The organism is Bacillus cereus group sp. BfR-BA-01380 (assembly GCF_022663535.1).
In the GTDB taxonomy this organism is placed as follows: Bacteria; Bacillota; Bacilli; order Bacillales; family Bacillaceae_G; genus Bacillus_A; species Bacillus_A cereus_BB.
On the sequence record NZ_JAKUFS010000003.1, the window covers coordinates 207,784 to 223,556 of the forward strand.

Here is a 15,773-nt window from a genome sequence, read left to right on the forward strand (position 1 = left end):
GTCGAAAAATTAAAATGGATTTATCCCGCATTAACGGGCAGTAATACTCCCACCTCAAAATTCAGCAAAAGCATTGTCCAGCTCCAGCGGCTAGAATCTCCGGCCGTTTCCGCTTTTCTTAAGAAGTTAGGTGGGAGATAAACTGCCCGTAAAAGCCCGATTGGTTCAACTAATAATCAGTGGGGGATGAAGAACCCCCCCACTGATTAAAGTTTCACTTTATATAGCGTTACTTTCATATTATCTATCTCTTACCCCTATAGCAAATATTAGCTCTTTACCTAATTGTGTTCCATTCTTCTGAAGCATATTTATCATTCAACTATACCTTCTGTAAAAATATACCAATGGTTCTCATTAAAACAAAATGAATAAAATTTCATTTTATTCATTTTGCAATACTATTTTATTTTTTTCTAAATACCTCACTTAAAATTTTCGCAAAAATGACAATCTTTTAGTAAAAAATATCTATTCTTTTTCTACAATAGCATATATAATAAAAATATGTAATTTTGCATATACATTTTATCCCATTTAATTGTAAAGTTTTACTTTTGTGTACCAACAGTTTTCTATATAACAAAATACATAAAGTTTAACGTTGTTCAAAAAGATGCAACTTATCATGCTATTTTAATTTTTATTAAACATCTGCATCTTAAATTGTCGGAAAAATGACAATCTTTTAGTTAAAAATGTCTATTCTTTTTCTACAATAGCATTTATAATAAAAATATGTAATTTTGCATATACATATTTTTCTATTTACTTATAAAGATTTATTTTTATATGCCAACAGTTCTCTGTATAACCAAATGTATATTATTCAAAAAGGTGCAACTTATGATACTATTTTAATTTTTATTAAATACCTGCATCCTAAATTGTCGGAAAAATGACAAAATTACACACAAATATCTATCTTTTTTTTAGATGGCATTTACAACAGAATAAAAATAGTGTAAATTTTCAAATTATTAAATCTTTTTTTACAAAACTTTGATAGATATATCAATCGTTCTCTTTTATCAACAACAAGTGCAATAAAAACATACGCTTTTCGATACATAAAATTTGACAAATGGTGGTGGATGAAGAAATGAAACAAAAAATGTTAGCAAAATGGTTCTCTATGTTAAGTGTGCTTATTATATTGTTAGGAGTTTCTGTTCCACAAGCAAAAGCTGAAATCGTACATAAAGAAAAATTTCAAATACAGTGGAGTTATAGTAAATTAAAACATCGAGAAATTAAAACAGGAACACTTAAAGGAGCATCAGGAAGTATCGAATATTGTTTATCACTAAACTTACCTTCCCCTACTGGACAGGATTTACCTGAAATGGGGAGAGCAACAGACGCGGTATATCGTGTACTACTAAACGGATATCCACAAAAAAGTCCAGCCGAATTAGGTGTATCTACACCAGAAGAAGCATATTACGCAACCCAATTAGCGGTATGGATCACTCTTGGACAATTACAAGTAGATGAATTAGTACCACAAAATCAACAGATACATACTCTTATGAAACAGCTAGTCGAAAAATCTAAGAATGGTAAAGAATCCCAAAATGTATTTTTCAATGTAACTTCTCCTGATTCACAAAACGTAAAACAAAATGGAGACTATTTAGAAACAGGTTTATATACAATTCAAACAAATGCAGTTTCTGGAACATATACAATTGAAGGTGAAAATGCACCTGCAGGAATTCAACTCTTAAATGAAAATGGGGAAAAGAAAACTACATTTTCTATTAATGAAAAATTTAAGATTTTGATTCCTAAAAATACAGCTAGCAGAGATTTTAAGTTCAGAATAAAATCAACACTAACAAATTTACAGGCAATTACTTTTGACGGAAAACGAAACATTCAAAATACAGCTACATTATTGCAAAGAAGTAAAGAAGAAATAAGTACAGAATTAGTAGTAAAATGGGAAACATTAGGATCTTTAAAAGTTATGAAATTCGATGAAAATAAACAACCTTTACAAGGTGCTGTGTTTGAAGTGTCCAATGAAAAAGGTGATATCCAAAAAAATATTACTTCCGATCATACAGGCGTTGCTGAATTACATCAACTTCCTATCGGCACTTACTTTGTAAAAGAAGTTCAAGCTCCAGAAGGATATGTGCTAGATCCTACAGTTAAAAAAATTGAAGTACAAACAAATGAAAACGCTTTATTAGAAGTAGAAAATAAACATATGCAAGGTGAACTAGAAATCTCAAAAGTTGACTTTGCAGATCACAATAAGAAGCTTTCAAACGCTGAATTTACTATATACAATAAACAAGGTCAAGAAATTGCCAAAGGTAAAACAGATGTAAACGGTGTTATCAAATTTAAACTACCTTATGGAACATATACATATAAAGAAACATTAGCTCCAGAAGGATACATTCTAAGCAAAGATACTTTCTCTTTTGAAATAAAAGAAGATGGTCAAATGATTAAACATGTAGTGGAAAATAAAGAGAAGCCAGTACATGAGACACCAATACATGAGACACCAGTGACACCAGTATATGAGAAACCAGTACATGAGACACCAAGAGAAGCGCTAGGATCTTTAAAAATTATGAAATTCGATGAAAATAAACAACCTTTACAAGGTGCTGTATTTGAAGTGTCCAACGAAAAAGGTGATATCAAAAAAACTATTACCTCCGATCATACAGGCGTTGCTGAATTACATCAACTTCCTATCGGCACTTACAGCGTAAAAGAAGTTCAAGCTCCAGAAGGATATGTACTAGATCCTACAATTAAAAAGGTTACAGTACAAACAAATGAAAGCGCTTTATTGAAAGTGGAAAATAAACATATACAAGGTGAACTAGAAATCTCAAAAGTTGACTTTGCAGATGACAATACGAAACTTTCAAACGCTGAATTTACTATATACAATCAACAAGGTCAAGAAGTTGCCAAAGGTAAAACAGATGCAAACGGTGTTATCACATTCAAACTACCTTATGGAACATATACATATAAAGAAACATTAGCTCCAGAAGGATACATACTTAGCGAAAATACTTTCTCTTTTGAAATAAAAGAAGATGGTCAAATTGTTAAACATACAGTGAAGAATCAGAAAAAACCAATATCCGAAGTACCAAATCAACCAAAAACTCCGGATAAAGAAGTTACACCAGACCCACCGCATGTAGAGAAAACTATGAGTACAATACAATCAAAAACTATGACTAACGAAATTACACCAGATCCACCGCATGTAGAGAAAGCTGTGAGTACAATACAATCAAAAACTCTAGATAAAGAAGTTACAGCAGACCCACCGCATGTAGAGAAAACTGTGAGTACAATACAATCAAAAACTATGGATAAAGAAGTTACACCAGATCCACCGCATGTAGAGAAAACTGTGAGTACAATACAATCAAAAACTATGGATAAAGAAGTTACACCAGATCCACCGCATGTAGAGAAAACTGTGAGTAAGAATACAAAATCTCTACCATCTACTGGAGCAGAATTTCCATTCTTACCTCTTTTAGGAATTGGATTTATCATTGTCGGAAGTTACACATTGAAAATGAGATAATGCATATATTTTTTTAACAAAGTAGAAAAATCACCTTATTTAAGGTGATTTTTCTGAATCTTTTGAAATTATCACATCAAATAAAACGCCAAATTTTATAAAGCCACGCTACATTACTTAAGTTTTTTCTTTTATCCCGCTATTTGTGGGCAGTAAGACCCCCACCTCAAGATTCAGAGAGAAGCAAAGAAGATAGGTGGGGGATAACTGTCCGTAAAAGCCCGATTGGTGAGAGCTTTCCGTCAGTGGGGGATGAAGAAAACCCCCACTGACGGAAGTTTCACTTTATTGTGTAAAGAAAAAAGATGACTACAGTATAGTAATACCAGAGCCATCTTCTCTACTTTATATTTACTTTAACGGAACTTTGAGAATATCCCGAATAGCCTCCATCGCTTCATCCACATTCTGCACTTTTATAGTTAGCCTACGTTCCTCTGGATATTGTTTCGCCGTATATTCATAAAGTGGATCATAGTAATGTTCGAGCAACAGTTGCACCGCCGAGTCAAAATTACCTGATTGCAAATCATTGTTAATCTTTGCTGCGACCGGTGTGTGAATACGTCTTTTAATTTTTTGGAAAGCTTCCATGCATTCCTCTTGATGCTCCCACGGGCAATAATCCTCCAAAATGTGTCTTACTCGTTCTTCTACAGGCATATCAATAAATACTTGTATTCCCTGTTCTTTCCTCTCGAGAATAAAATTAGGAAGCATTACTTTCCCAACTCGCTTGCTCTCCGCCTCAAGCAACATATATGGAGCTTGCTGTAAATGCAGGGCCTCTTGAACAAGAAGAGATTCGAATGTTTTCTGATTGTGTGGTTCAAGTCCAATCTGTCCAAAGATGGAACCTCTATGGTTAGCCATTCCCTCCAAATCAAGAATAGGGTATCCCTCTTCTCTCAGATGTCGTAGAATGCTAGTCTTCCCTGCCCCCGTATAACCGTTCAAAACATAAGTTTCCTGCTTGATATCCAGATGATCAAGAGTTTCAACAACCCAATTGCGATAAGCGCGGATGCCCCCTTGCAAACGATAAACTTGAATTCCCATTAAATCTAAAACGGTGGCCGTCGTCCCGCTACGCATACCCCCACGCCAGCAAAATACTGCCTTTTGTGCATCAATTTGGCCAAACTCCTTAACGAAAGCCGGCAACTTCGCCGAAACAATTTCAAGGCCACGTTCTTTAGCCGCTTGAAAACTAACCTGTTTATAAATCGTTCCAATTTCAGCTCTTTCCTCATCATTAAACAATGGAATATTTAAGCTGCCCGGTATTGTGGAATCCCTATATTCGGAAGGCGACCGAACATCGACCAGCACAAGTTCCGTTTTATCATGCAAAGCCAATAACTCATCAATAGTGATATCTTGGAACACGAATCCTTCCACCTTTCTACAATATAGATTGCTTATATAACAACAATTTGACCTGGATGATCTTTTGTCACTTCACCGATTATGCAAGCTTCCACGCCAGCCTTCCGCAAATCCGCCAGAAGCAATTCCGCCTCTTCTCCAGTCATGGACATCAAAAGTCCGCCAGATGTAACCGCATCACACAAAATCCATTGGTCTATTTGATCCATCGTCTCTGGAAAATTCACCACTCCTTGCAAATGAACAAAATTATTTTTCGTTCCTCCGGGAATCACGCCCTCTTCCGCAAGCTCCCTCACTCGCGGCAGGACAGGTACCTGATCTTTAACAATGCGCAGTCCCATACCACTACCCTTAGCCATTTCTGATGCATGTCCGAGCAAACCGAACCCAGTAACATCAGTGCAAGCATGTACATTGTAAGACTCCATCATTTCCGCCGCCGTTTTATTCAGTGTTGCCATTACCTGCGTGACGCGGGCAACTTCTTCATCACTCAGCAAATTACGCTTAATGGAAGACGTCAAAATACCGACACCGATTGGTTTTGTCAAGATAAGCTTGTCCCCGTGCTTCGCCCCCGCATTAGTCCGTACTTTGTTCGGATGAACGATTCCAGTTACAGCAAGCCCAAACTTCGGCTCCTTATCATCGATCGAATGGCCGCCGACAAGCGTCGCTCCCGCTTCTTTCAGCTTATCACCAGCACCGCGTAAAATATCCGCCAAAATCTGCTTATCCAATGTCGTAATAGGAAAAGCAACAATATTAAGCGCAGTCAGCGGCTTACCGCCCATCGCATATATATCACTAATGGCATTAGCTGCCGCCACCTGTCCGAATGAATACGGATCATCCACAATTGGCGTAAAGAAATCAACGGTTTGTACAATCGCCAAATCATCGTTAAGGCGGTATACCCCCGCATCGTCACTTGTATCAAGTCCCACAAGTAAATTGGGATTTGGAGTTGCTTGAGGAAGTGTACGAATCACCTGTGCTAAATCTGCTGGACCAATTTTACAACCACAGCCTCCCTTGGATGATAGTGAAGTAAGTTTAACTGAATTAGATTGTGTCATAAGATACGACCCCTTCTACTTAAAGTTTATATATATTCATTATAGAACACAGCGCTGTAAATACATAACTGCTAGTATGTGAAAATAAAGTGAACCTTCCACTAGTGGGGGCTCACTACCCGCGAATAGCAGGATAAACAGTTCACTTTTTGTTGCGATCTATTGATTTGCATGCTCTCTTTGTTTTAAACCTCGCATGTGGCAGGAAAAGGCCCTGACCGTTTCTATGCACGGCCAAATGCTCTCGTCCCCCCTAAAATTTTTATGTCGTTTTTTTAACTTGTATATAGTTATTTTTTTGCAAATAGAAATGAAGAAGTAAAAGGCTATTTTAATAAGAAAACATTAGAACAAGATATAGGCTTACAACATGAAAAGGTAAGAATGGAATAAACCAACCGCATTATACGAAAAATGCGGTTGGTTTCATTAATTTTCATATCAATCGGTCAAAAATTATTTATTGAATGTTACTTTCCCTTTAACACCATCTACTTTTATCTTCTCATTTTTAGCACCTAAAATCGTAACATTTTTTTTAATACTATTGATATTGGCTGAACCATCACCAATCTTAGCCCGTACTGATCCATCAATATCTTTAATAACAACAGCTCCATTATTATTGTCAACATTGATATCAGATGACACATTGGAAATATTAACTTTTCCATCTCTATTTGTTACGCTTATAGTCCCTTTAACATTGGAAATGTCTATATTTCCATTAACATTAAGTATGTTTAGATCTGAATCCAGTTTAGAAACTTTAATATCTCCGTTTCTATGGTTTTCTTTAAATTCTACTTTTACATTTTTAGGTACTAAGAGTTTAACATCAACCCAAGTTTCACTATTACTAAAGAACTGCCCGTCAAAAGAAGTATTTAAGTTGGCAACTCCATTTTTTTCTGAAAGATCTAGCTTTAATTTGTCTATGCTAATTCCTTTTGCTTTTGCATTGATAGAAGCTTCTATTTTATCCGATGTAGAGTTTGTTGAAATATCAATATTACCATTACGATTATCTACTGTTAGTTTTTTAACATTAGAGGCTGGTAGTTCCAGTTTTTCTTCTTTTGTCTCACTTTCAGAACTTGAACAGCCAGTAAGAATGAAAGTGATCAATGTACCAAAAATAATTAATTTTTGTTTCATTTTGTTTTCCTCCAGTCTTTAATAAAAAGTTTAAACAACGTCTCTTTTCACAAAAATTGGATAAGAAACTAAGTGCATGATGAGTATATGAATTAAGATTAATATTAGAGCAAAACTTAAGGTCATTCCCTCTACAGGTGGGCTCTCATATATAAAATTCGATAGATCTGTATTAGAGAAGATAAAATATTTTGTCCAATTAAAACCTTTTAATGAAACGCTCATAACAAAGCCTGCAATTGTTATTAAAAGAGAGAATACGATCGAGAATGTTGAACTTTTAAATGCAGCTGAAATCATAAATGCTAAAGTCGCAACAATAATTAAGAAAGGAATTTTAAAGAGCAAGCTACCAATTAGTGCTTGCAGGACACTTGTTTTTTGAACGACTTGATCTTTGACAAATAAGTAGTCACCGTTTATGCCATCAAACCCTAAAAGAATACCACTACATATAATTGAAAGAATAAATGTGATTCCGACTAGAAAAAGTCCAAATAATAAGGTCGAGATATATTTAGAAAAATATATTTCTGTACGAGTAGCAGTTCGAGTTAATAGAAATTTAATTGTTCCTGTTTGAAATTCACTTGCCACACTTTCACCAGCTATTATTAAGGCAAGAATAGAAATCGCGACTAAAAAATTTGTACTTTGTCCAATTGTAAAAAACCATGCATTGTTTTCTGGTTTTATATTATTATCAATGTAATATTTATTTAGCAAAAACTTTTTTTCATTTTCGAGTATTTCTAAAGGTAATGTTTTAGATTCTTTTTCAACTTTAAGTAACGCATTTTCTTCTATAAGGGAAGTTTTCCAATCATCTCCATAGTTAACCTGATGAGAGAATTTCACATTTAGAAATTGGACTAAAATAAATAGAACCATAACTCCGATCATGACCCAAGTTCTTTTACGTTTAAAAGTTTTCATATTTTCATTTTTTATTAGATTAAGCATTACGTAGTTCATCTCCCGTCATCTCGATAAATCTATCCTCTAGAGTGGCTTTAATCGTTTGAACACCATAAACATTTACTCCACTTCTTGCTAATGTGTCACTAATTTCTGGTATACGTTCTTTACTAATTTTAATGGTGATCATATTTTGGTTTGTTACAATTTCTGCTCCTACTAATAACTTTTGAAGTACCGGGATAGCTAAATCTGTTCGGTCTACTTCAAATTGAACACAACTTACCTTTTCTTTTGTAATATCTTTCATGTCATGTAAACCCACCATATTCCCCTTATCAATAATAGCTATACGGTCACACATCATTTCCATTTCAGCCATTTGATGACTTGATACAACAATTGCTACATTTTCAACTTTCGCTAGCTTCTTTAAATGAAGCCTTAAATCACGAATACCTTTAGGATCAAGCCCATTTGTAGGTTCATCTAATAGGAGAAGTGAAGGCTTGTGTACTAAAACGATCGCAAGGGCGAGTCGTTGTTTCATCCCTAAAGAGTAAGTCGAAACTTTATTATGAATACTTTTCTCCAAACCAACTAAAGATACAACTTCATTTAATCGTTCGCTTGGGACATTGGGCGTCATTCGAGAGAAATGAAGGAGATTATCATAGCCAGATAAAAATTTGTACAAATCAGGGTTTTCAACAATTACCCCTACATGTCTCATCGCCCCTTTAAAATCTTTATCTACATTTTTTCCATTAATTTCAACCGTTCCGCTAGATTTTGAAATTAATCCAACTATCATTCTAATTGTAGTAGTTTTTCCAGCTCCGTTTGGACCGAGCAGTCCAAGTATTTCTCCTTCGTTCACATCAAATGATAGTTGATTAACAAGTGTTTTTTTTCCGACTTTTTTAGTTAAATTGCTTACTTGCAAGATACTCATTTTTTTCATCTCCTTATTCATTTTCAATTCAATATGATGAGCCGTATTCAGTTATCAACGTATCAAAATTAATGTAATAAAGCACAGTGACAAAATGTCATAACCTTGCTATGATAAAAATATAATGATGGAAAATATATACATAAAATAGGGGTTTTTTAGTGGGAGGTGCTTATACAGTTGATTTCCGTACAAAATAAATTACTTTGGCAGCATTGGTCAGTCGTATTCATTCGTATCTTTTGGATTGCGGCAGTTACGATTTTAACGTATCAAGATAATCCTACATTCCCTTTTGAAATTGTTTTTGGCATGACTTTAATACTGTATGTCATACCTGTAATATTATATAAAATTCGATATGAACTATATGTATTGGCTGAGATCATATTAGTGGGAGGGCTTTCGCTTTATCTTGCACATACTTATCATTTAGCACAGTTTTTTTCTCCTGCAATTTTAACATTGGCATTTTTTTGTCGTGGAAAAGCTAATTTCTATACATTGCCTTTAACAATTATCGTTTATATATTCGGGGTTTTCTTAAATTTTGATTATCAATTAAATCACTTGCTTCTAAATCTATTTGACGTTCTTTTCATTTATAGTGTTGGACATGTGTTACAGAGAATTGTTTTTTCTATGGATTCAATTAAACAAAAGCTCGAATTAATTAAAGAGAAGAATGCAATTTTGGAACAATATTCTTCACAAGTTGAAAAAATGACCCTACTTGAGGAAAGATATAGAATGGCGAGGGAATTGCATGATACTGTTGGTTATAAATTTACGGCAATTATATTAAGTATGGAAACATTAAAACCCCACTTAACTACGCAAGAAGGGGAAAAAAAATTACAAGATATATTAGATATGTCACGATCTGGCTTAGAGAGTATTCGAAGACAAATTCATGAAATGGATCCATTAGAAGAGGAATTAAATTTAGATGTATCTTTACTTAATATTATAGAAGAATTTAAAAGCAATACACACATTGATGTTGTTTTTCGAACAATTGGAGAGCAGTATACGATAGCGACAAAAATTAAAATGACTTTTTGTCGTTGTTTACAAGAGGCAATGACAAATGCAACTAGACATGGAGAAGCAGAATCGATACAAGTTCTTTTACAATATCATAAAAGTCATGTCATGCTTCAAATACAAGATAATGGTAAAGGAATAGAAGATATCCAAGAGGGATTTGGCTTATCTGGAATGAGAAATCGTTTAAATGAATATCAAGGAAGCTTGTACATAGACTCTCAAAAGAACGCTGGAACCATTGTAACTTGTGTAATTCCAAGCTTAAATCTAGAGAAAACTCCTACTCAAGATAAAATAAATATACTAATAGTAGATGATCAATCTATGGTTTTAGATAGTTTAGAACTTTTATTAACTGAATATAATGATTTTAATGTTACAATTGCGAATAGCGGAAAACAGGCTTTAGAAAAATGCGAAGTAAATCAACCAGATATTGTTCTTATGGACGTACAAATGCCTGAAATGAATGGGATTATAACGACAGAAGAAATTAAGAAGAAATGGCCAAATACGAAAGTTATTATGGTGACGACTTTCGAAGAATCTTCTAGTGTTTCTGAAGCGCTTAAAGCAGGGGCTGAAGGATATGTACTTAAATCCGCCCCGCCCAAAGAATTAGTAGCGGCAATTAGATTAGTACATTCGGGAGGGACTATGTTGTCCCACGGTGTTGCGAATCGTTTGTTTAACGCATATAGCTCCATACCGAAAAAGTATCCTTATGAATTGACGCGGCGTGAAATTGAGGTCTTAGGTGCCCTTAAAGAAGGCCTTCGATATAAAGAAATTGCAAAAAAATTGTTTTTATCTGAAGGGACCGTAAGAAATTATGTTTCTTCTATATATGTGAAGCTCAAAGTTTCTGGAAGAAGTGAAGCTGTAAAAAAAGCGGAGGAGGAGGCTTTATTATAAAGTGAAACTTTAATCAGTGGGGGTTTTCTTTATCCCCCACTGATTATCAGCCCTCACCAATCGGGCTTTTACGGGCAGTTTATCTCCCACCTAACTTCTTAAGAAAAGCAGAAGTGGCTCGTTCAGAATGTGAGGGGGATGGAGCTTCTGACGTAGAGGTGTTTTTTACCTCTTAAGAAGAAGCGAAGCCACCGAACATTCTAGCCACTGGAGCTGGACAATGCTTTCGCCGAATTTTGAGGTGGGAGTATTACTGCCCACGAATAGCGGGATAAATGGTACAGATAATTTACTAGAATCGTTACATACACGATCTCCTCTATATAAATACAAATTAAAACATCGACATAAAAAAAGCTTTCTTTTTAGGCTTTTAATTTTTAAACCATCTGCACTTCTAGGCAACTTAACTCTTACCTAGTCCGGACTTTCACCAACAAATAGTGCCCAGCTTAGCTGGGCACTCCACTAAAAAGAACATATCCTTTTCATCAAGATGTCCTTATCTTATAACGAGTAAAAAAGATCAAGATGTTGCTTCCGTTACATTACTGTGCTTTATCTTCTGGAACTAAAATGTTCATATGATACTCTTCTAACTTAGCAAGTAACGTTTCCCTATCAATCCTCAATAATAACATTTGAATATTGAATGGTATAAATCCAGTACGTTTATTAATTCGATACATCCGTTGTCCCTTTGAGGGTATAGAAGCGATATATTGTTCTTCAACATTATCATCCATCAAAATCCCGAGGTACCAATACCTGTGAACTTTATAGGGGAAAATACCATTTACATCTTTTAAAGCAATTTTTACAGGATATTTAGAATCATTATTAATCGTAATATATTCTGACTCTAAAATGACAGCTGGCTTTCTATTAACAACCTTTTTAAGTATTTTCCAAAAAGCAACTAACGTGAATAATGCACCGACTCCAACTATAGATCCACTCATATAGTAAGGATTCTCAGACAAAAAAGCGTACATAACAAAAAGAGACAACAGGACTTCAACTGCAACAATGAAAAAAAAGAATCCAATTACTTTGACTTTCGATTCATAAATATAATATTTCTTCACACAATTCACCTTAATCCCTTGAACTATATGCCTTAAGTCCGCTTCTTCATTTTTATTTATGTAATGAAAACCTGCATAATATACTATTTAGCAAATACTTTTATCATTGCATTATTTCCATATTGGTCCTCAATGCGCCATTGATCTTTTCCATATTTCTTCATATTGACTGTTACTGTTTCTTCAGATGAAGCTATTGGTGCTTCGGGTACTATTGACGTCATGTACTCAAATTGCTTCTTAATTAAGTCTAAACGTGAAATGCTTGGATTTTCACTTAAAAGTTTTTTACCTTCATTCTCAACTTTCGTTTGTAATTCACTTATCATAAGTGGTTTACCCTTTAATTCTACTTCTGTTATCTCCCTATTAGAAGATACAGCAACTACTTTCGTTTCAAATTTAACTTTCTTCTGAAGCGTTTCCTTGAAAACTTTAAAATAGTTCATAAATTGTTGTTCATCAATTCCATAATCATTACGTGTGGCCGAAGTAGTTTTAAAAGATTTTTCTACCTCCTTAACATATTGCTTGCCATCCTCACCTGTTAACTTATTAATTTTTTCAATATCTTTATCATAGAAAGCAGCGTTTATGTACGCACTTAATGCTTCAGCTGGTTTGTCTAAATCTTTTGCTTTCTTTGCTAATTCTTTTCCATCAATTTTAATACTAATTTTCTCCTCTTTTTCCTTATCAGGATTTAGTCGATATTTCTTATATACTAATTCATATGAAGATGCATCTTTCACATCAAAATATATTGATCCTGATACTTTTTTCCCTTTATCAATTTCACCAGATTTTATTAAGTCACTATCACCTGAAGAATACCCTTTCATTTCTTCATCACCTTGATAGAGTGCAAAATCCCTTTCCATTAAAGATAGCGGTGCATCCCCTATATTTTTTAAATTTACTCGAACTTTAAGTATTTTACCGTTTATGCTTTTATGAAATTTTTCTGGTAAAACATACTCAGCACTTTCCACTCCAAATTCAACACTTTTTGTTTTTTCTTTCTCCCCAACTTTAGCACTCTTTGATTCTGCCGCATTTGATGAACTTTTTACTGAATTACATCCACTTACAAAACCAATTGCAAGAAGTGATGTAAAACCAATCATCATAATTTTTTTTAATTTCACAAAAACCTTCCCCCTTTTCTGAAATTTAACATCCACATAATATATTATAATATTCAACTGTAATTTGTATACACCAATTACAATATCTACTATTAAACTGAACTAAACTTATAGCCTTCTAAAAAAAAAGAGGTTTCTTTTTAGTAAAACTTTACCTGGCCTTCACGGTTTTTAATTTTCAAAATATTACAAAATTTCACAAAAAAACCACCTATTCTCTTTTCCGAACAACAAGTACAATAAAAGTATAAGATTTTCTATCCATAAAATTTGATAAATGGTGGTGGAGAATGAAATGAAACAAAAAATGTTAGCAAAATGGGTTTGCATGTTCAGTGTGCTTATTATGTTGCTAGGAGTTTCTGTTCCACAAGTCAAAGCCGAAGTTATTCATCGTGAAAACTATCAAATGAATTGGAGTTATAGTAAATCAAAAGACAAAGAAATTAAAGCAGCATTATTCAAAACTGGATCAGGAAATGTCGCCTATTGTTTAATACTAGGCTTACGTACCCCTAACGGTGAGGATTTACCAGAAATGGGGAACGCAAGTGATCCAGTATATCGTATACTCTTACACGGATATCCACAAAAAAGTCCTGCCGAATTAGGTGTATCTACCATAGCAGAAGCACATTATGCCACCCAATTAGCGATATGGATTGCTATGGGACAATTACAAGTAGATGATCTAGTGCCCAAAAATCAAAAAGTACATACTCTTATGAAACAATTAGTCGAAAAATCTAAAGATGAGTCAGAATCACAAAAGATTGTTTTCAATGTAACCCCCGCTGATTCCCAAACCGCAAAACAAAATGGAGACTATTTAGAAACAGGTCTATATACCATTCAAACAAACGCAATTTCTGGAACATATACAGTTCAAACTGAAAATGCACCTCAAGGAACCCAAATCTTACATGAAAATGGGAAACAGAAAACTACATTTTCTATCAATGAAAAATTTAAAATTTTAATTCCTAAAAATACACCTAGTGGAGCTTTCAAATTCAGATTAAAATCAACATTAACGAATTTACAAGCAATTGCTTTTGATGGAGGAAAAATCGTTCAAAATATAGGTGTATTATTACAAAAAAATAGCGAAAACATTAGTACAGAATTAGTCGTAAATTGGGAAACACTAGGATCCTTACAAATTATGAAATTAGGAGAAAAGAAACAACCTTTAAAAGGTGCTGTATTTGAAGTTTCAAGTGAAAAAGGTGATATCAAAAAAAATATCACTACAAATGATCAAGGCATTGCTGAATTGCATCAGCTTCCTATCGGAACTTACATCGTAAAAGAAATTCAAGCGCCCGATGGCTATATATTAGATGATACGGCTAAAAAAATTGAAGTAAAAGCAGGTGAAACTGCTTTATTAGAAGTTAAAAATGAAAATATACAAGGGCAACTAGAAATTGCAAAAGTTGACAGTACAGATAACAATAAGAAACTTCCGAATGCTGAATTTACGATCTATGACATGCAAGGAAAAGAAGTTACAAAAGGGAAAACCGATAAAAACGGTGTTGCCACATTCAAACTTCCTTACGGCAAATACACCTATAAAGAAACTTTAGCCCCTGATGGCTATGTTATTAACAATGAAACTTTCTCTTTTGAAATTAAAGAAGATGGGCAAATTATTAAACATACCGTGAACGATAAAAAGATTTTTGGAGAATTACTTATCTCAAAAGTTGACAGTGCAAATAACGACACGAAACTTCCAAATGCTGAGTTCACGATCTATGATATGCAAGGAAAAGAAGTTACAAAAGGGAAAACCGATAAAAACGGTGTTGCCACATTCAAACTTCCTTACGGCAAATACACTTATAAAGAAACTTTAGCTCCTGATGGCTATGTTATTAACGATGAAACTTTCTCTTTTGAGATTAAAGAGGATGGGCAAATTATTAAACATACAGTGAAGAATCAGAAAAAGCAAACATCAGGAACACCAGGGACACCAAATCAACCACAAACTCTAAATAATGAAATTTCAACAAATACGCAGCAGCTTATAGATAGACCTATAAGTAAGAATAGAAGGTACCTCCCATCTACTGGAATGAAACTTCCGTCCTTACTTCTTTTGGGAATCGGATTTATTATTGCAGGAAGCTATCTGTTAAAAATGAGACAAAAAGTGTAATAGAAACTATGATAATATAAAAAACAAAAGAAGATAATCAACCATATACAATTGGTGATTATCTTCTTTCTCTTTCAATGGAATTTTTTAATGCCCTCGGATTTATGAGACTGTTTTGCTATTTTCATTTTATTCATGTAATGACTATGTTTTTGTAGATAAACTGGAAGCAGCGCAAAAGAAGCATTTTTTAGTATTCAACATTGAATTAATCCTTTTTACTTTTTCTAAAAAATATTAGATATGCTGGCACTGATGGTATTAAAAGACATATACCAGCCCTGATACTCTCATACGTTTTAAAAAAGATAGAAGCAATT

10 protein-coding genes are annotated in these 15,773 nt (G+C 34.0%); 3 read left to right on the forward strand and 7 right to left on the reverse strand.

The annotated features are described in order from the left end of the window. The first annotated feature begins 1,102 nt into the window (after positions 1-1,102). Positions 1,103-3,580 carry a SpaA isopeptide-forming pilin-related protein gene (locus tag MR076_RS04375; RefSeq protein ID WP_242218047.1) on the forward strand — a complete coding sequence of 826 codons (2,478 nt, stop codon included), beginning with the start codon at positions 1,103-1,105 and terminating at the stop codon, positions 3,578-3,580. Between the two features lie 351 nt (positions 3,581-3,931). Here MR076_RS04375 and mnmH read toward each other — a convergent pair whose 3' ends face one another. The 5 genes from mnmH to MR076_RS04400 all read right to left on the reverse strand — a co-directional run bounded on the left by mnmH (position 3,932) and on the right by MR076_RS04400 (position 9,082). Next, positions 3,932-4,969: a tRNA 2-selenouridine(34) synthase MnmH gene (gene mnmH, locus MR076_RS04380; RefSeq protein ID WP_242218049.1), complete on the reverse strand. Its 1,038-nt coding sequence runs from the start codon at positions 4,967-4,969 to the stop codon at positions 3,932-3,934. A gap of 32 nt (positions 4,970-5,001) precedes the next feature. After that, complete coding sequence (selD, locus tag MR076_RS04385; RefSeq protein ID WP_242218051.1) at positions 5,002-6,051, reverse strand: selenide, water dikinase SelD; 1,050 nt, start codon at positions 6,049-6,051, stop codon at positions 5,002-5,004. Between the two features lie 456 nt (positions 6,052-6,507). Further along, positions 6,508-7,209: a DUF4097 family beta strand repeat-containing protein gene (locus MR076_RS04390; protein WP_242218053.1), complete on the reverse strand. Its 702-nt coding sequence runs from the start codon at positions 7,207-7,209 to the stop codon at positions 6,508-6,510. A 30-nt stretch (positions 7,210-7,239) separates the two neighbouring features. Beyond that, positions 7,240-8,172, reverse strand: a complete 933-nt coding sequence (locus tag MR076_RS04395) for an ABC transporter permease (RefSeq protein WP_242218055.1) — start codon at positions 8,170-8,172, stop codon at positions 7,240-7,242. Continuing rightward, positions 8,165-9,082: an ABC transporter ATP-binding protein gene (locus tag MR076_RS04400; RefSeq protein WP_242218057.1), complete on the reverse strand. Its 918-nt coding sequence runs from the start codon at positions 9,080-9,082 to the stop codon at positions 8,165-8,167. Before MR076_RS04400 ends, MR076_RS04395 begins: the two co-directional genes overlap by 8 nt. A 180-nt stretch (positions 9,083-9,262) precedes the next feature. On the opposite strand from MR076_RS04400, the gene MR076_RS04405 reads away from it, so the two are divergent. Then, the gene (locus tag MR076_RS04405; protein ID WP_242218059.1) at positions 9,263-11,047 is read left to right on the forward strand and encodes a helix-turn-helix transcriptional regulator; all 1,785 of its coding nucleotides are present in this window, start codon (positions 9,263-9,265) and stop codon (positions 11,045-11,047) included. A 548-nt stretch (positions 11,048-11,595) separates the two neighbouring features. On the opposite strand, the gene MR076_RS04410 is transcribed toward MR076_RS04405, so the two are convergent. Both MR076_RS04410 and MR076_RS04415 read right to left on the reverse strand, forming a co-directional pair. Next, positions 11,596-12,135 carry an STM3941 family protein gene (locus MR076_RS04410; RefSeq protein WP_242218061.1) on the reverse strand — a complete coding sequence of 180 codons (540 nt, stop codon included), beginning with the start codon at positions 12,133-12,135 and terminating at the stop codon, positions 11,596-11,598. A gap of 83 nt (positions 12,136-12,218) precedes the next feature. Further along, positions 12,219-13,283, reverse strand: coding sequence for a DUF5105 domain-containing protein (locus MR076_RS04415; protein ID WP_242218063.1), 1,065 nt, complete (start codon positions 13,281-13,283; stop codon positions 12,219-12,221). 295 nt (positions 13,284-13,578) lie between these two features. On the opposite strand from MR076_RS04415, the gene MR076_RS04420 reads away from it, so the two are divergent. Next, positions 13,579-15,453: a SpaA isopeptide-forming pilin-related protein gene (locus tag MR076_RS04420; RefSeq protein ID WP_242218064.1), complete on the forward strand. Its 1,875-nt coding sequence runs from the start codon at positions 13,579-13,581 to the stop codon at positions 15,451-15,453. The last annotated feature ends 320 nt before the right edge of the window (positions 15,454-15,773 follow it).